At 59.8% G+C, this 17,065-nt stretch carries 15 protein-coding genes; 10 read left to right on the forward strand and 5 right to left on the reverse strand.

Translation table 11 applies throughout. From position 1 onward, the window contains the following. Window positions 1-56: 56 nt before the first annotated feature. Window positions 57-938, reverse strand: coding sequence for an MBL fold metallo-hydrolase (locus BZL43_RS10440; protein WP_095632229.1), 882 nt, complete (start codon window positions 936-938; stop codon window positions 57-59). A gap of 115 nt (window positions 939-1,053) precedes the next feature. On the opposite strand from BZL43_RS10440, the gene BZL43_RS10445 reads away from it, so the two are divergent. Together BZL43_RS10445 and BZL43_RS10450 are read left to right on the forward strand one after the other, a co-directional pair. Continuing rightward, complete coding sequence (locus BZL43_RS10445; protein WP_218228032.1) at window positions 1,054-1,959, forward strand: LysR family transcriptional regulator; 906 nt, start codon at window positions 1,054-1,056, stop codon at window positions 1,957-1,959. A 172-nt stretch (window positions 1,960-2,131) separates the two neighbouring features. Next, window positions 2,132-2,353: a hypothetical protein gene (locus tag BZL43_RS10450; RefSeq protein WP_095632231.1), complete on the forward strand. Its 222-nt coding sequence runs from the start codon at window positions 2,132-2,134 to the stop codon at window positions 2,351-2,353. A gap of 144 nt (window positions 2,354-2,497) precedes the next feature. Here the strand turns inward: BZL43_RS10450 and BZL43_RS10455 are convergent, their stop codons facing one another. Next, window positions 2,498-3,403 (reverse strand): helix-turn-helix domain-containing protein, encoded by a 906-nt coding sequence (locus tag BZL43_RS10455; RefSeq protein ID WP_095632232.1) that lies wholly within the window; start codon window positions 3,401-3,403, stop codon window positions 2,498-2,500. A 179-nt stretch (window positions 3,404-3,582) separates the two neighbouring features. Between BZL43_RS10455 and pobA the strand changes: the two genes are divergently transcribed. Beyond that, on the forward strand, window positions 3,583-4,776 hold the full coding sequence (pobA, locus tag BZL43_RS10460) for a 4-hydroxybenzoate 3-monooxygenase (protein WP_095632233.1): 1,194 nt from the start codon (window positions 3,583-3,585) through the stop codon (window positions 4,774-4,776). Between the two features lie 77 nt (window positions 4,777-4,853). Next, complete coding sequence (locus tag BZL43_RS10465) at window positions 4,854-6,371, forward strand: MDR family MFS transporter (RefSeq protein WP_095632234.1); 1,518 nt, start codon at window positions 4,854-4,856, stop codon at window positions 6,369-6,371. Window positions 6,372-6,491: 120 nt separating this feature from the next. Here BZL43_RS10465 and BZL43_RS10470 read toward each other — a convergent pair whose 3' ends face one another. The 3 genes from BZL43_RS10470 to BZL43_RS10480 all read right to left on the reverse strand — a co-directional run bounded on the left by BZL43_RS10470 (window position 6,492) and on the right by BZL43_RS10480 (window position 9,471). Continuing rightward, window positions 6,492-7,358 carry an ATPase gene (locus BZL43_RS10470; RefSeq protein WP_095632235.1) on the reverse strand — a complete coding sequence of 289 codons (867 nt, stop codon included), beginning with the start codon at window positions 7,356-7,358 and terminating at the stop codon, window positions 6,492-6,494. 117 nt (window positions 7,359-7,475) lie between these two features. Beyond that, the gene (locus BZL43_RS10475; protein ID WP_095632236.1) at window positions 7,476-8,468 is read right to left on the reverse strand and encodes an NAD(P)-dependent oxidoreductase; all 993 of its coding nucleotides are present in this window, start codon (window positions 8,466-8,468) and stop codon (window positions 7,476-7,478) included. 103 nt (window positions 8,469-8,571) lie between these two features. Continuing rightward, window positions 8,572-9,471, reverse strand: coding sequence for a LysR family transcriptional regulator ArgP (locus tag BZL43_RS10480; protein ID WP_095632237.1), 900 nt, complete (start codon window positions 9,469-9,471; stop codon window positions 8,572-8,574). Between the two features lie 96 nt (window positions 9,472-9,567). Between BZL43_RS10480 and BZL43_RS10485 the strand changes: the two genes are divergently transcribed. The 6 genes from BZL43_RS10485 (at window position 9,568) to BZL43_RS10510 (ending at window position 17,042) form a co-directional block, all read left to right on the forward strand. Continuing rightward, window positions 9,568-9,969: an ACT domain-containing protein gene (locus BZL43_RS10485; RefSeq protein ID WP_095632238.1), complete on the forward strand. Its 402-nt coding sequence runs from the start codon at window positions 9,568-9,570 to the stop codon at window positions 9,967-9,969. Between the two features lie 5 nt (window positions 9,970-9,974). Then, window positions 9,975-10,577, forward strand: coding sequence for a LysE/ArgO family amino acid transporter (locus tag BZL43_RS10490; protein ID WP_008069553.1), 603 nt, complete (start codon window positions 9,975-9,977; stop codon window positions 10,575-10,577). A 176-nt stretch (window positions 10,578-10,753) separates the two neighbouring features. Further along, window positions 10,754-11,350, forward strand: a complete 597-nt coding sequence (locus BZL43_RS10495; protein WP_007898423.1) for a superoxide dismutase — start codon at window positions 10,754-10,756, stop codon at window positions 11,348-11,350. A gap of 444 nt (window positions 11,351-11,794) precedes the next feature. Then, window positions 11,795-13,843, forward strand: a complete 2,049-nt coding sequence (locus BZL43_RS10500; protein ID WP_095632239.1) for a bifunctional diguanylate cyclase/phosphodiesterase — start codon at window positions 11,795-11,797, stop codon at window positions 13,841-13,843. Between the two features lie 246 nt (window positions 13,844-14,089). Next, window positions 14,090-15,433, forward strand: coding sequence for an imelysin family protein (locus BZL43_RS10505; RefSeq protein ID WP_095632240.1), 1,344 nt, complete (start codon window positions 14,090-14,092; stop codon window positions 15,431-15,433). A 181-nt stretch (window positions 15,434-15,614) separates the two neighbouring features. Then, window positions 15,615-17,042 carry a di-heme oxidoredictase family protein gene (locus tag BZL43_RS10510; RefSeq protein ID WP_095632241.1) on the forward strand — a complete coding sequence of 476 codons (1,428 nt, stop codon included), beginning with the start codon at window positions 15,615-15,617 and terminating at the stop codon, window positions 17,040-17,042. The last annotated feature ends 23 nt before the right edge of the window (window positions 17,043-17,065 follow it).

The following is a 17,065-nucleotide window of genomic DNA, read 5'->3' on the forward strand; positions in this document are numbered from 1 at the left end:
CGGAGCGTCCCGGGCTGCATTCCCACGCAGAGCGTGGGAACGATCATCTCAGCGGATTACCACTTCATCTCGCCCTTCGCGACTTTGGCGCTCAGCTCCAGCGAGCTTTCTTCGCCCAGGGTCGGGTAGCGTTTGTTCATTGCGGCGATCAGTTCGGCAGCGTCTTTCGCCTTGGCGGTTTCTTCGTCGAACGCCTTGATGTAATCGGCGGTGAATTGCACCGCCGCCAGCGAACGCGCGCTCTCGCCGAGGTAGTGGCCCGGCACGATGGTGTCGGGCTTGAGCGCTTCAATCGCCTGCAGCGTCGTCAGCCAATCGGCATGGGATTGCGGGGTCTGGGTATCGGCCATCCACACGTGAATGTTTTCGGCGACGACCACGCCACCGACCACAGCCTTGATCGACGGGATCCACACAAAGCTGCGATCCGGTTGCTTGCCGTCCAGACCGATCACCTGCAATTTTTGCCCTTCCAGCATCAGGCTGTCGCCTTTGAGCACTTGCGGCACGATGGTTTTGTCCGGCACGTCGGCACCCATTTTCGGGCCCCAGAACGCCAGTTTGCCGTCGACGGTTTTTTTGATGTGATCAACCGTCGGTTGCGAAGCCAGCACTTTGGCCTTCGGAAACGCTTTGGTCACCGTGTCGAGGCCGAAGTAGTAATCCGGATCACCGTGGCTGATGTAGATGGTGGTCAGTTGCTTGCCGCTGGCGCGGATTTTTTCCACCACTTGTTCGGCCTGGGCTTTGCCGAATTGCGCGTCCAGCAGAATCGCTTCCTTCTCGCCGCTGACCAGTACCGAGGTCACCGGGAAGACCGCGTGGGTACCAGGGTTGTAAACGTCCAGCGTCAGGGTGGACGCCGCCGCGGCATGGGCCGCGAAGCCGAGCGTGGCGGTTGCCAGAAGAATGCGTTTGATTGAAGTGAATCCGATCATCTGTTGCTCCGTTGTCCGAATGCCGTGTTGGCCGATGGGAGCAGAGCTTAGTTGCCTGGTTCGATACAAAAAATGCGATGCTTGAACATAGTTTGTTTCTGAAAGCGGGCAAATCATGGATCGTCTACAAGCAATGCGGGTGTTCGTTACGGTGGTGGACCTGGGCAGCCAATCGGCCGCGGCCGATCATCTGGATCTGTCACGGCCAGTGGTTTCACGCTACCTGGCGGAGTTGGAGGATTGGGTCGGCGCGCGACTGATGCACCGCACCACGCGCAAATTGAGCCTGACCGCTGCCGGCAGTGAGATTCTGCCCCGCTGTCGGCAGATGCTCGAGCTATCCACCGACATGCAAGCCGCCGTCAGCGAACCGGACAACGCTCCGCGAGGCCTGTTGCGGATCAGCGTCAGCACCTCGTTCGGCCAGGCGCAACTGGCCGATGCCATGGCGGCTTACGTCAAACGTTACCCCGGCGTCAGCATCGATCTGCAAATGCTCGACCGCACGGTGAACCTGGTGGATGAACGCATCGACCTGGCCATTCGCACCAGCAACGACCTGGACCCGAACCTGATCGCCCGGCGGCTGACGGTCTGCCGCTCGGTGATCTGCGCCTCTCCCGCTTACCTGCGCGAACATCCGACACCGCAACGGGTCGAGGACCTGAGCCTGCACAATTGCCTGACCCACTCCTACTTCGGCAAGAGCCTCTGGCATTTCGAACAGGACGGCGAGCCCGTCTCGGTGCCGGTACAGGGCAACATCAGCGCCAACGAAGCCAGCACACTGTTGCGCGCGACGATGGCCGGGGCCGGCGTGGTGATGCTCCCCAGTTACCTGGCCGGCGTGCATATCCACAGCGGCGAACTGATCCGCCTGTTGCCCCAGGCCAAGCCCCGGCAGCTGAACATCTATGCGGTGTATGCCTCACGCAAGCACATGCCGGCGGCGTTGCGCAGCATGCTGGATTTTCTGGTGTTGAGGTTTCCGGAAGAACCGGCGTGGGATATCGGGTTGTAAACACATCCCCTGTGGGAGCTGGCTTGCCTGCGATGGCGTCGCCACATCCAACAATGATGCTGATTGACTGACCACTATCGTTGGCAAGCCAGCTCCCACAGGGATATCAATGTTCTGAATATCGCGTTAACCGCGAAAGCCAGCTTTGCTGGCAACTCACCGGCACTGACCTATGCTCAAAGCAGTACCGAAAGGTATTCGTTCAGAGGTCAACGCCATGAACATCAAAACAAGAAGATACCTCGCCATTTTCATCACGTGCGCGACAACGCTGGCGCTGTATGGCACGGCCGCCTGGCGGGTCGAGCAGTTGCGACAACAGCCCCGTGAATACGCGAGCTGCAACTTCGAGCGCTGCATTCCTCACAACGCAAGCCTCAACGCCCTCCGGTAACGAACCCTGTGGCGAGGGGGCTTGCCCCCGTTGGGTCGCGAAGCGACCCCAGCATTTCAATGCGAACACCGCATTCACCGAATTACGACTGCTGCGCAGCCGAACAAGGTGATGCGGCATTCCGACAAGCCCCCGCCACAGGGTTCAGGTCTCGTTACCGGCAGGGTCCTGATCGGCCTTCAAACGGTCGCGAAAGGCCTTGGGCGAAATCCCCACGCGACGCCTGAACAGGCGTGTGAAGTTGGTCGGATCGGAAAACCCCAGCACATCGGACATTTCATAAATGGTCATGCTGGTGTAGGTCAGCAAGCGCTTGGCCTCCAGCAATTGACGCTCGTGCATGATCTGCAACGCCGGTTGCCCCGCCAGTTCACGGCACGTGCCGTTGAGGTGGGACACGGAAATCCCCAGCCGATGGGCCAGGTCCTCGACCTTGACGTGCTGGCGATAGGTTTCTTCCACCAGTTGAATAAAGCCGTTGAGGTATTCCCGCGCCCGCTGCGGACGCTGGGTGGCGGTTTGGCGCTGAATAACCTGGCGGCTGATCCACACCATGATCACGCTGACCAGCGAATGCATGAGCATTTCCCGCGCCGGTTGATGGCCGGTGTACTCGCTTTGCAACGCTGAAAACAGGCTGTTGAGGTACTCGCTGTCCTTGCCCGCCGGGTAGCTTTCGGCCTGTGCCAGGGCGTTTACCGAATTGCCCAGTTGTGCTTGCAGGTGGGCGATCAGCGGCGCAGCCAGCGTGACGACAAAACCTTCGATGTCCTCGGAAAACCGATAACCATGCACCGATAACGGTGGCAACACCAGGATTGCCGGCTCGCTCAATTGCGAGCGTTTGCCTTCGATTTCAAGCTCTGCCTGACCTTTGAAAACGAAGAGTAACTGACACAAATCGGCGTGGCGGTGGGGTTTGATTTCCCATTGATGTTCGCGGCTGCGTTTGGAAATGGTTTCACAATGCAATAAGTCGGGGGTCGGCCAGTCCAGGCTTTCACCGTAGAGTTTGAACACCGGAATCGATGGCAGGTCAGGCTTGTTCATCACTTCAATCCAGGCCTCGAGGGTAACGGGGCGATAATCGCACCGATTGGCAGAATGTACAGGTATCGGCTCAGTTTTCCCCTTCAATTGACAGACTCGCAAGTGAAAAATGCAAGTACTCGATCCATAAAAATCATTCACCGGCCTTGGCCGTGTGGAGCTTGCGAGTCATAAAAACAATGAAAACACTGAAAACCCAAGTCGCCATCATCGGCGCCGGCCCCTCTGGTTTGCTACTCGGCCAATTGCTGCATAACGCCGGTATCGACACCCTGATCCTCGAACGCCAGACGCCGGATTATGTGCTCGGGCGCATCCGCGCCGGTGTCCTCGAACAAGGCATGGTAGAGCTGTTGCGTCAGGCCGGAGTGGGTCAGCGCATGGACGCCGAAGGGCTGGTGCATTCAGGCTTCGAACTGGCCCTCGACGGGCGCCGGGTACACATCGATTTGCAGGCGCTGACGGGCGGTAAAACCGTAACGATTTATGGCCAGACCGAGGTCACCCGCGACCTGATGGCCGCTCGTCGGGACGCCGGTGCACAGACGATCTATGCCGCCAGCAATGTCGTCCCCCACGGCATGAAAACCGCCGAACCCTTTGTCACCTTCGACAAGGACGGCGAAACCTATCGACTCGATTGTGACTACATTGCCGGTTGCGACGGCTTTCATGGCGTGGCGCGGCAGTCGATTCCTGTGGACTGCCTGAAAGTGTTCGAACGGGTTTATCCGTTCGGCTGGCTGGGGATTCTCGCCGACACGCCACCGGTCCACGAAGAGTTGGTCTACGCGCGGCATGAACGGGGGTTTGCGCTGTGCAGCATGCGTTCGCCGACCCGTACCCGTTACTACCTCCAGGTACCGGCCCAAGACAACGTCGAAGACTGGTCCGATCAGCGCTTCTGGGATGAGCTCAAATCCCGTCTGCCGACCGCCCTTGCCAACACGCTGGTGACCGGTCCGTCGATCGAAAAAAGTATCGCGCCGCTGCGCAGTTTCGTGGTCGAACCGATGCAGTACGGTCGGATGTTCCTGGTCGGCGACGCCGCTCACATCGTTCCGCCCACCGGCGCCAAGGGTTTGAACCTGGCGGCCAGCGACGTCAGTACATTGTTCAATATCCTGCTGAAGGTTTACCGCGAAGGGCGTGTGGATTTGCTGGAAAAGTATTCCGAGGTCTGTTTGCGTCGGGTGTGGAAAGCCGAGCGGTTTTCCTGGTGGATGACCTCGATGTTGCATCGCTTCGACGAGCATGACGCGTTCAGTCAGCGCATCAGCGAATCGGAGCTGGCCTATTTCGTGGACTCCGAGGCTGGCCGAAAAACCATTGCAGAAAATTACGTCGGTCTTCCTTATGAGGCTATCGAATAGCCTGCTATCGACTTACACTGGCGAGCATCCCGCTCGCCTTGCCTGCTGCGGGCTCATCACTGCCCGCAGGTTTACCCGTGACCAATCTCAACCAGCCTGAAACGCCAAAACCGGCCATTCGCAGCGTGCTGATCGCCCTGATGCTGGCGATTTTTCTGGGCGCGCTGGACCAGACCATCGTCGCGGTATCGATGCCGGCCATCTCCGCGCAGTTCAAAGATGTCAACCTGCTGGCCTGGGTGATTTCCGGGTACATGGTGGCGATGACCGTGGCAGTGCCAATCTACGGCAAACTCGGCGATCTGTATGGGCGTCGCAAGTTGATGCTGTTCGGCATGGGCGTGTTCACCCTGACGTCGTTATTTTGCGGCATGGCCCAGAGCATGGAGCAATTGGTGCTGGCGCGGATTCTTCAGGGCATTGGCGCCGGGGGAATGATTTCGGTGAGCCAGGCGATCATCGGCGACATCGTTCCACCCCGCGAACGCGGTCGCTATCAGGGTTACTTCAGCAGCATGTACGCGGTGGCCAGCGTGGCCGGCCCGGTGCTCGGTGGCTACATGACCGAATATCTGTCCTGGCGCTGGGTGTTCCTGATCAACCTTCCATTGGGCCTGGGTGCCTTGTGGGTGGCCCACCGCACGCTGGTGGGTTTGCCAGTGCCGCAGCGCAAGCCGATCATCGATTACTTCGGCACTTTGCTGATGATCATCGGCCTGACGGCGTTATTGCTAGGCATTACTCAGGTTGGCCAAGGCTATTCGTGGCGCAGCACTGAAGTGTCGGGGTTACTCGGTTGTGCGGTGGTGGTGCTGGCCGTTTTCGCCTGGCATGAACGGCGGGCGCGGGAACCGCTGCTGCCGATGCACTTGTTCGCCAACCGCAGTGCGATTCTTTGCTGGTGCACGATTTTCTTCACCAGTTTCCAGGCGATTTCCTTGATCGTGCTGATGCCGCTGCGCTTCCAGAGCGTCACCGGCGCCGGGGCTGACAGTGCTGCGCTGCACCTGTTGCCGCTGGCCATGGGTTTGCCGATAGGCGCGTATTTTGCCGGACGCCAGACCTCGGTGAGCGGTCGTTACAAGCCGATGATCCTGACTGGCGCGTTGTTGATGCCGTTCTCGATTCTCGGCATGGCATTCAGTGCGCCTCAGGCGTTTGTGCTGAGCAGCCTGTTCATGTTGCTCAGCGGCATCGCCAGCGGGATGCAGTTTCCGACGTCGTTGGTGGGCACGCAAAACTCGGTGCAACAACGGGACATTGGCGTCGCCACCAGCACCACCAATCTGTTCCGTTCCCTGGGTGGTGCCGTGGGGGTGGCGCTGATGTCGGCGCTGCTGCTGACGCTGTTGCAGGATTCAAGTTTCGCGCACCTGGCCGGCTCGTCGCTGATTGCCGAGGGCCATTCGGGGAATGTCTTGCTCGACGGTTTGAACGCCGCGCCGGGGGATGCGCAGGACGCCTTGCGCGCAGAGCTGCTGCTGACCTTCCGGCATTTGCTGATGGCCAGCGCGGCGGTATCGCTGCTGGGGTTGGCGGCGGCGATTGCCATGCCCAATAGAGTGTTGCGGGGGCGGGAGGACACGGTTCGCTAACCCCTCCGACCGATCGTTCCCACGCTCTGGTCCTATTGGAACGCGGAGCGTCCCTTGAGGCATTCCCACGCAGAGCGTGGGAACGATCAACGCCACAGGCCCCATCACCGCATCAGTCAATCAAGGCCGGTTGCGCAGCTGCTGTTGCAGATTCTGAATCTGCGCCTGCAGGGTGTTGATGTTGCGGGTGACCTGGCTGCGGAAGGCGTCGAACTCGGCGGTGTTGGTACCACCTTGTGCGGCGGCCGGGCGGTTGTCCTGCTGGCTTTTGAGCACAATCATGTCTTGCTCCAGGCGCTCGATCGCGGCACTTGGATTGCCTTGCCTCTTCAGCGCGGTAATGTCGGCCCCCAGGCTTTTGAGCTGGGCATCGATTTGGCTGGTATCGGCCGACGCGTTCTTCAACGCGGCCAGTTCGCCGCTCAAGGCTTTGACCTGTGCCTGCAACTGGGCATTGGCGGTCTGTTGTTCGGTGGCCTGCGCGGTCATTTGCGCCAGACGCTTGTCCAGTTCGGAAGTCTGGCCGAGTACACCTTGCTGCTGTTTGCCCTGGTCCTGAAGCTTGCTTTCCAGCTGCTTGGTCTGGTCCTGGAGCTTGCCTTCGAGCTGTCTGATTTGCAGCTTCAATGCTTCGCTGCCGGTGTTGACGTTGGACTGACTGGCCACGACCTTGCCGGAAATGTCCTGCAAGCGCCCCGCCGCTTCCTCACTGATACGCGCGAAACTTTCCTGGGTCGCCACCAGCTGCTGTTCCATCAGCGAAATCTGCTGAAAACTCCACCAGGCAAGGCCGGCGAAGGCAAAGAACAACGCGCCGACCAATGCCCATAGAGGCCCGGTGCTCGAGCCTTTGACCTTGACCACCGGTGTGGTGCGCGAATGCACGGAAGTGCGAGCGGTGGTTGGAAAATCATCATCATCGAGGCTCTGGGCGCGCAGGCTCGGGACATCGTCGAAGTCGTCGTTGGCATCGTTACGCATGGGCATTAGGGTCAACCTTTGTGAAACGCGGTGATGGCTTGATGCGGCGAAGTATAACCCTCGCGGCCGCACCGGTTGACCCTGAACCCCGCACTCGGTTCAGTAAGGGGCTGCCCTTGTGTGTCAGTGAATGTCCTGAGCCTTCCACCAGCCGCAGAATTCATCGAGGGCGGTCCAGAGGCTGACTTTCGGATCGTAGTCCAGATAATGCCGTGCGCGGCTGATGTCCAGGGTGAAGTTTTTGTTCATGACCTGCATGCCCAGCCGCGATAGCGTCGGCTCGGGACGACCGGGCCACAGCTTGCACACGCCCTCGTTGAGCGCGGCAAGGCTGTAGGCCAAACCGTAGGAACGGTAGCGGGTCACCTGTGGGACATCCATTTGACGCATCACGTAATTGACCACATCCCACAACGGAACCGGCGCTCCATTGCTGATGTTGTAGGCCTTGCCCAGGGCCGAACCGCTGGCCAGCAAGCTGCTGAGCAATGCTTCATTGAGGTTTTGCACGCTGGTGAAATCGACCTTGTTCAGGCCATTGCCGATAATCGCCAACCGCCCTTTGCGCTGCATCTTCAGCAGTCTGGGGAAAATGCTCATGTCGCCGGCACCGGTCACGAAGCGCGGGCGCAAGGCCAGGGTTTCGAGACCGAATTCCTGTGCGCCGAAGACTTTTTGCTCAGCCAGGTATTTGGTCGCGGCGTAGGGGTGTTTGAAACGCTTGGGCACCTGCTCTTCGGTCAACCCCAGATGATCGCGGCCATCAAAGTAGATCGACGGCGACGACAGGTGCACCAGGCGCCGAACCCGCTGTTTCAGACAGGCCTCAACCACATTCTCGGTGACTTCGACGTTGCCTTGATGAAAGTCCTGATAGCGCCCCCACAAACCCACCGCGCCGGCGCAATGGACCACGGCTTCGACATCCGAACACAGGTCGCGCGCCAGTTGCGGGTCACTCAAGTCGCCCTGAATGAACTCGGCGCCACGGCGCACCAGATGCTCGACGCTCTCGGCCCGGCGACCGTTGACCCGCACGTCCAGGCCCTGCTCCAGGGCGAAACGCGCAAAGCGTCCGCCAATGAAGCCGCTTGCGCCGGTGACCAGAATCTTCATGAAGTATTCCTTCGATACAGCTGCAAAGCCTCAAGCTTCAAGCTTCAAGCTGCAAATTAAAAATGATGCGCAGGCTCTTCACTTGCAGCTTGCAGCTAGACGCTTAAAACTGCCCGAAGGGCACGAGACATTGCTTCGACGAGCGCACCAATTGATCGGTAAGTAGCCCTAACAGCTGACCCCCATTGCGCCAATGATGCCAGTACAGCGGCACATCGATCGGCTTATCTGGCAAAAGCTCCACCAATTGACCGCGCTCCAGCTGCTCGCGCACCTGCAGTTCAGGCACCAGGCCCCAGCCCAGCCCTGCTTCCGTGAGGCGAAGAAAGCCTTCGGACGATGGGCATAAATGGTGTTCGAAACCGCCGTCCACGCCGAGGGAAGCGAGGTAGCGATGCTGCAGAAAATCATCCGGGCCAAACACCAGGGCCGGGGTTTTGGCCAACTGGTCGGCGCGCACGCCTTCGGGAAAATGCCGGGCGATGAAGGCCGGGCTGGCTATCGCACGGTAGCGCATCGCCCCTAACAGCACGCTGCGCGCACCGGCCACCGGCCGCTCACTGGCGCAAAGACATCCCGCCACTTCACCTGCGCGCATGCGTTTGAGGCCCACGGTCTGGTCTTCGACCACCAGGTCGAGCAGCAAATGTTGTTCGGCACAAAAGTCCCCTACCGCCTCGGCCCACCAGGTGGCAAGGCTGTCGGCATTCAGTGCGATGCGCAGGCGTTCCGGCAGCCCTTCTTCATCCAGCGCCGGGACCAACGTTTGTAGATCCCGCTCGAGCAATCGCACCTGCTGCACATGGTTGAGCAATCGCCGGCCAATTTCCGTCGGCGCCGGGGGTGTGACCCGCACCAGCACCGGTTGGCCGACCCGGGCTTCCAGCAATTTGATCCGCTGGGAAATGGCCGATTGGGACAACCCCAACACCTGCGCGGCGCGTTCGAATCCGGCCTGCTCGATGACGGCGGCGAGCGCAGAAAGCAACTTGTAGTCGAACATCAGTTTTCCTAATGAGCGATCAGGACTATTGGTTTTTCTTATACAACGTTCAACCGGAGAATGACCAGCAAGAACTCTTGAACAAGGATCACCGACATGGCTGGCGAAACGTCATTGGCAACCCTGCTGCGCAGCATGAGCCCGCACCTCAACGACGGCGAGTATGTGTTCTGCACAGTGCGCAACGGCACGTTGCCCGCAGGCCTGGAGATTGTCGGCAGTTTTCGTGAACAGGAAGGCCTGACGGTGATTCTGCAACGTTCCCACGCCGAGAAGGCCGGTTTCAGCTTCGATTATGTCGCCGCCTGGATCACTTTGAACGTGCACTCGGCCCTGGAAGCCGTCGGCCTGACCGCCGCGTTCGCCACGGCATTGGGCCAGGCCGGCATCAGTTGCAACGTAATCGCCGGGTACTACCACGACCATTTGTTCGTCGGCCAGGCCGATGCCGAACGTGCCCTGCAAGTACTGCAGGATCTGGCGTCCAACGCGGAGTAAAACCTATGTGGCAAAGCTATGTGAACGGCTTGTTGGTGGCCGCCGGGCTGATCATGGCGATCGGCACCCAGAATGCATTCGTGTTAGCGCAAAGCCTTCGGCGTGAACATCACCTGCCGGTGGCGGCGCTCTGCGTCACCTGCGATGCGCTGCTGGTGGCCGCCGGAGTGTTCGGCCTGGCGACGGTGCTGGCGCAAAACCCGACCCTGCTGGCCATCGCCCGTTGGGGTGGCGCGGCGTTTCTATTGTGGTACGGCAGCCTGGCATTGCGCAGGGCCTGCTCGAAACAAAGCCTGCAACAGGGCGAAAACCAGACCGTGCGCTCGCTGCGGGCGGTGCTGCTCAGTGCGTTGGCGGTGACGTTGCTCAACCCGCACGTTTATCTGGACACCGTGCTGCTGATCGGCTCCCTCGGCGCTCAACAAACCGAGCCCGGTGCCTATGTGGTGGGCGCGGCCAGTGCGTCATTATTGTGGTTTTTCACGTTGGCCCTTGGTGCGGCATGGCTGGCGCCGTGGCTGGCACGGCCGAGTACCTGGCGAATTCTCGACCTGTTGGTCGCCGTGATGATGTTCACCGTAGCGTTCCAGCTGATCAGCGCCGGATGATTTATTCCAAAAGGCTCTGGAACCTCTATTCCACACAGTTGTTGCGTGGTTATGCCGCACCCCCGGTGCTATGATCCGATCCCTGCGCCGCAAAGAGTACAAACTCCCCGGCGCATGTCTGGCCGCCCGTGATCGGCCTTGCGCCCACCGCAACTGACCTGATTAGGAGAATCATCATGGCTTTCGAATTACCGCCGCTGCCTTACGCACACGATGCCCTGCAGCCGCACATTTCAGAGGAAACTCTGCAATATCACCACGACAAGCACCACAACACCTACGTCGTGAACCTGAACAACCTGGTGCCAGGCACCGAGTTCGAAGGCAAGACCCTGGAAGAAATCGTCAAGACTTCCTCGGGCGGTATCTTCAACAACGCCGCTCAGGTCTGGAACCACACTTTCTACTGGAACTGCCTGGCGCCAAACGCCGGCGGTCAACCCACCGGCGCGCTGGCTGATGCCATCAACGCAGCATTCGGTTCGTTCGACAAGTTCAAGGAAGAGTTCAGCAAAACCTCTATCGGCACCTTCGGTTCCGGTTGGGGCTGGCTGGTGAAAAAGGCTGACGGTTCCCTGGCCCTGGCCAGCACCATCGGCGCCGGCAACCCGCTGACCAGCGGCGACACCCCGCTGCTGACTTGCGACGTCTGGGAACACGCTTACTACATCGACTACCGCAACCTTCGTCCGAAGTACGTCGAAGCGTTCTGGAACCTGGTCAACTGGAAGTTCGTGGCTGAGCAGTTCGAAGGCAAAACCTTCACCGCTTAAGCTTCGCGCCCGTCAAGAAACCCGGCTTTTGCCGGGTTTTTTTGTGGGCTCGGGAAAGTGTGTCGAGCTGCCCTGTAGGAGCGAGGCTTGCCCGCGAAGAACGATAACGCAGTCTATGCCGGATCGACGTTATCCAGCGCCCGGCTTACCGCGAGCTCCACCAGCATGATGACCTGCTGAATCACAACCACGAGTGGCATTCGCCCTCTTGCCACCTCATCACAGCCGTCTAACATCAACACAAGGAAAAATTGTCTCGTTCCCCTCAAGTTGAGGGCCTCAACAACCGACACAGTGCTAATAGGGCAAATACTCCAAACAACAGCCTGTCCGCCAAGCTTTCGGCAAAATCCCTTGGGGTGGATTGTCCCTTTGACTGACATCACGGGATTGCCAATACTCATCGCAACCTGACGCTACCCGCACGGAACAAGGAATAACCCTTTGAAGCTGGAACTCAAGAACAGCTTGTCGGTGAAGTTGCTTCGGGTCGTGCTCCTGTCGGCATTGATCGTGGGCGTAGTCTTGAGCTGTGCGCAAATCGTTTTCGATGCCTATAAAACACGTCAAGCCGTAGCCAGCGATGCCCAGCGCATCCTCGATATGTTCCGTGACCCTTCGACCCAGGCCGTCTACAGCCTGGACCGGGAAATGGGCATGCAGGTGATCGAAGGCCTGTTTCAGGATGACGCCGTGCGCATGGCCTCCATCGGCCACCCTCACGAAGCCATGCTCGCGCAAAAAACCCGTGAGCTGCAGCACTCCAACAGCCGCTGGCTGACCGATCTGATCCTGGGCAAGGAACGCACCTTCACCACCCAACTGGTGGGTCGCGGGCCCTACAGCGAGTATTACGGTGACCTGAGCATTACCCTCGACACCGCCACCTACGGCAAGGGCTTCATTGTCAGCTCGGTGATCATCTTCATCTCTGGCGTATTGCGAGCCATGGCCATGGCCCTGGTGCTGTACCTGGTCTATCACTGGTTACTGACCAAACCGCTGTCACGGATTATCGAACACCTGACCGAAATCAACCCGGACCGGCCCAGCGCGCACAAGATTCCCCAGCTCAAGGGGCATGAAAAGAACGAGTTGGGTGTGTGGATCAACACCGCCAATCAGTTGCTCCAATCCATCGAACGCAACACCCACCTGCGCTACGAAGCGGAAAACAGCCTGTTGCGCATGGCCCAGTACGACTTCCTCACCGGTTTGCCGAACCGCCAGCAATTGCAGCAACAGCTGGACAAGATCCTCGTCGACGCCGGTAAATTACAGCGCCGGGTCGCGGTACTGTGTGTCGGGCTCGATGATTTCAAAGGCATCAACGAACAGTTCAGCTATCAGACCGGCGACCAGTTGCTATTGGCCCTGGCCGATCGTCTGCGGGCCCATAGCGGCCGCCTCGGCGCTCTCGCCCGCTTGGGTGGCGACCAGTTCGCCCTGGTCCAGGCCGACATCGAACAACCCTATGAAGCGGCCGAACTGGCCCAAAGCGTTCTTGATGATCTGGAAGCGGCATTCGCCCTCGATCATCAGGAAATCCGCCTGCGCGCCACCATCGGCATCACCTTGTTCCCCGAGGACGGCGATAGCACCGAGAAGTTGCTGCAAAAAGCCGAGCAGACCATGACCCTGGCCAAGACCCGTTCGCGCAACCGCTATCAGTTCTATATCGCCAGCGTCGACACCGAAATGCGGCGACGTCGCGAGCTGGAAAAAGACCTGCGCGATGCCTTGATCCGCGATCAGTTCTTCCTGGTCTACCAGCCGCAGATCAGCTACCGCGATCATCGCGTGGTGGGCGTCGAGGCGTTGATTCGCTGGCAACATCCCGAGCACGGTCTGGTGCCGCCGGACCTGTTCATCCCGCTGGCCGAACAGAACGGCACCATCATCGCCATCGGCGAATGGGTGCTGGATCAGGCCTGCAAACAATTGCGCGAATGGCACGATCAGGGTTTCGACCTGCGCATGGCGGTGAACCTGTCCACCGTGCAACTGCACCACGCCGAGTTGCCGCGGGTGGTCAATAATTTGCTGCAGATGTATCGCCTGCCACCGCGCAGCCTGGAGCTGGAAGTCACCGAAACCGGCCTGATGGAAGACATCAGCACCGCCGCCCAGCACTTGCTGAGCCTGCGTCGCTCCGGCGCGCTGATCGCCATCGACGACTTCGGCACCGGTTATTCATCCCTGAGCTATCTGAAAAGCCTGCCGCTGGACAAGATCAAGATCGACAAGAGTTTCGTTCAGGACCTGCTCGATGATGACGACGATGCGACCATCGTTCGGGCGATCATCCAGCTGGGCAAAAGCCTGGGCATGCAAGTGATTGCCGAGGGTGTCGAAACCGCTGAGCAAGAGGCTTACATCATTTCCGAAGGTTGCCATGAAGGTCAGGGCTATCACTACAGCAAACCGCTGCCGGCCCGGGAATTGGGGGCCTATCTCAAGCAAGCCCAACGCAGTAACGCGGCTATCTTGTAGAAGATAAAAAGATCGCAGCCTCGTTTCACTCGACAGCTCCTACACAGCTCCTGCATGAACTGCGTTCCCCTGTAGGAGCTGTCGAGTGAAACGAGGCTGCGATCTCTTGATCCACGACACAACTCCCGCCTGAATAAGAAATATTTACAAGCACAACCCTTTACACATAATGCGAAAGATTTGCATTATGTCGCAGTTTTGCGCGCCCCCCGCGCGTCCATCAATCACCGAAGCAGGATGTTCGCCATGATTCGTATGCCTCTGGCTACCGCCAGTCTGCTGGCCATCGCTATTTCCCTCGCCGGTTGCGGCGAAGGCAAAGACAAGGCTGCCGCTCCACAAGCGCCGACCCCGGCCGCCAGCACCGCTGCCCCGGCTGCGCCTGCTGCTACCGGTAAAGTCGATGAAGCCGCCGCCAAGGCTGTGGTCGCGCACTACGCCGACATCGTCTTCGCCGTTTACAGCGATGCCGAATCCACCGCGAAAACCCTGCAAACCGCCGTCGACGCGTTCCTGGCCAAGCCGAACGCCGATACGCTGAAAGCCGCCAAGGCTGCCTGGGTCGCGGCCCGCGTGCCTTACCTGCAGAGCGAAGTGTTCCGCTTCGGCAACACCATCATCGACGACTGGGAAGGTCAGGTGAACGCCTGGCCACTGGACGAAGGCCTGATCGACTACGTCGACAAATCCTACGAGCACGCACTGGGTAACCCGGGCGCCACCGCCAACATCATCGCCAACACCAGCGTTCAGGTCGGCGAAGACAAGGTCGACGTAAAAGACATCACCCCGGAAAAACTCGCCAGCCTGAACGAGCTGGGCGGTTCCGAGGCCAACGTCGCCACTGGCTACCACGCCATCGAATTCCTGCTCTGGGGCCAGGATCTGAACGGCACCGGCCCTGGTGCTGGCAACCGTCCTGCTTCCGACTTCCTGGAAGGCAAAGGCGCTACCGGCGGTCACAACGATCGTCGTCGCGCATACCTGAAATCCGTGACCCAATTGCTGGTCAACGACCTGGAGGAAATGGTCGGTAACTGGAAGCCGAACGTGGCCGACAACTACCGCGCCACGCTGGAAGCGGAACCGGCTGAAACCGGCCTGCGCAAAATGCTGTTCGGCATGGGCAGCCTGTCGCTGGGCGAACTGGCGGGCGAGCGCATGAAAGTTTCCCTGGAAGCCAACTCTCCGGAAGACGAACACGACTGCTTCAGCGACAACACCCACAACTCGCAGTTCTACGACGCCAAAGGCATACGTAACGTGTACCTGGGCGAATACACCCGCGTCGATGGCAGCAAAATGACCGGTGCGAGCCTGTCGTCTCTGGTCGCCAAAGCCGACCCGGCGGCCGACACCGCACTGAAAGCCGACCTGGCTGCGACCGAAGCCAAGATGCAGGTCATCGTCGATCACGCCAACAAGGGTGAGCACTACGACCAACTGATCGCTGCCGGCAACACTGCCGGTAACCAGATCGTTCGCGACGCCATCGCCTCGCTGGTCAAGCAGACCGGTTCGATCGAAGCGGCTGCCGGCAAACTGGGCATCAGCGACCTGAACCCGGACAACGCCGATCACGAGTTCTGATCAACGCTGGCTGAGTACAAAGGCGACCTTCGGGTCGCCGATCATTCCCACGCTCTGCGTGGGAACGATCAGTCAGGTATTGCGCTCCTACAAATTGAAGCAAACGATAATTCCTCTTATTCAATCTCCCCTGCCCTGTTAGACTTTGCGCCCTTGTTTTGCTCGTCTTGCAGGATGTCCGATGCCCTCGCTGCCTCTTCGCTTGTCTGCACTGTTACTGGCCCTGGGCCTGAGTGCCTGCGATGACACCCCGCGTTTCACCCAGGCCGAACCCGGTGAAGCTCGCTCCGGCGGCAGTGCAACGGTACGCAAGACCGATCAGAACGCATTCTCCCTGCCTTCCGCCAATCTGCCGCCGTCACGACGCGTGGATTTCAGCGTTGGCAACAGTTTCTTTCGCAGCCCTTGGGTGATCGCGCCGTCGACCACCACCGCCCGCGATGGCCTTGGCCCGTTGTTCAATACCAACGCCTGCCAGAACTGCCACATCAAGGACGGACGCGGTCACCCGCCAGCACCCGATGCGCCGAACGCAGTGTCGATGCTGGTACGCCTGTCGATTCCCGATGATCCGGCCTACGCCAAGGTCATCGAACGACTGGGCGTGGTGCCAGAGCCGGTCTACGGTGGCCAGTTCCAGGACATGTCGGTGCCCGGCGTCGTCCCGGAAGGCAAGGTGCGCGTCGATTACACAGCAGTCCCGGTGCGTTTCAAGGACGGCAGCGAAATCGAGTTGCGCAAGCCGACCCTGCAGATCACTCAACTCGGCTACGGCCCGATGCACCCCGATACGCGTTTCTCGGCGCGCATCGCCCCGCCGATGATTGGCCTGGGCTTGCTCGAGGCGATCCCCGACGAGGCCATCCTGGCCAACGCCGAGGCTCAGGCCCGGGAGAAAAACGGCATCGCCGGACGACCGAACCGGGTCTGGGACGACGCGCTGCAGAAAACCGTCCTCGGGCGATTTGGCTGGAAGGCCGGGCAACCGAACCTCAATCAACAGAACGTTCACGCGTTTTCTGGTGATATGGGCCTCACGACCAGCCTGAGCCCCGTTGATGACTGCACCGACGCGCAAATCGCTTGCAAGCAGGCGCCCAACGGCAATGGCCCGGATGGCGAGCCGGAAGTCAGCGATAACATTCTGCGTCTGGTGCTGTTTTACAGCCGTAACCTCGCGGTGCCGGCCCGTCGCGATGTCGGCACGCCACAAGTGCTGGCCGGCAAGAATCTGTTTTTCCAGGCGGGATGTCAGTCCTGCCACACCCCGAAATACACCACCGCCGCCAACGCCGCGGAACCTGAACTGGCCAATCAAGTGATTCGCCCTTACAGCGACCTGCTGCTGCATGACATGGGCGACGGACTGGCCGACAACCGTACTGAGTTCCAGGCCAGCGGCCGCGACTGGCGCACCCCGCCGTTGTGGGGCATCGGCCTGACTCAGACGGTCAACGGCCACACCCGGTTCTTGCATGACGGCCGCGCCCGTAACTTGCTCGAAGCCGTGCTCTGGCATGGCGGCGAGGCACAGGCGGCGCAGCAACAGGTTTTGTCTTTCAATGCCGAGCAGCGCGCGGCGTTGCTGGCCTTTTTGAATTCTCTTTAATACGTTTTCTTCAGCGGGAGCCC

This window comes from Pseudomonas sp. PICF141, assembly GCF_002286815.1.
Taxonomy (GTDB): Bacteria; Pseudomonadota; Gammaproteobacteria; order Pseudomonadales; family Pseudomonadaceae; genus Aquipseudomonas.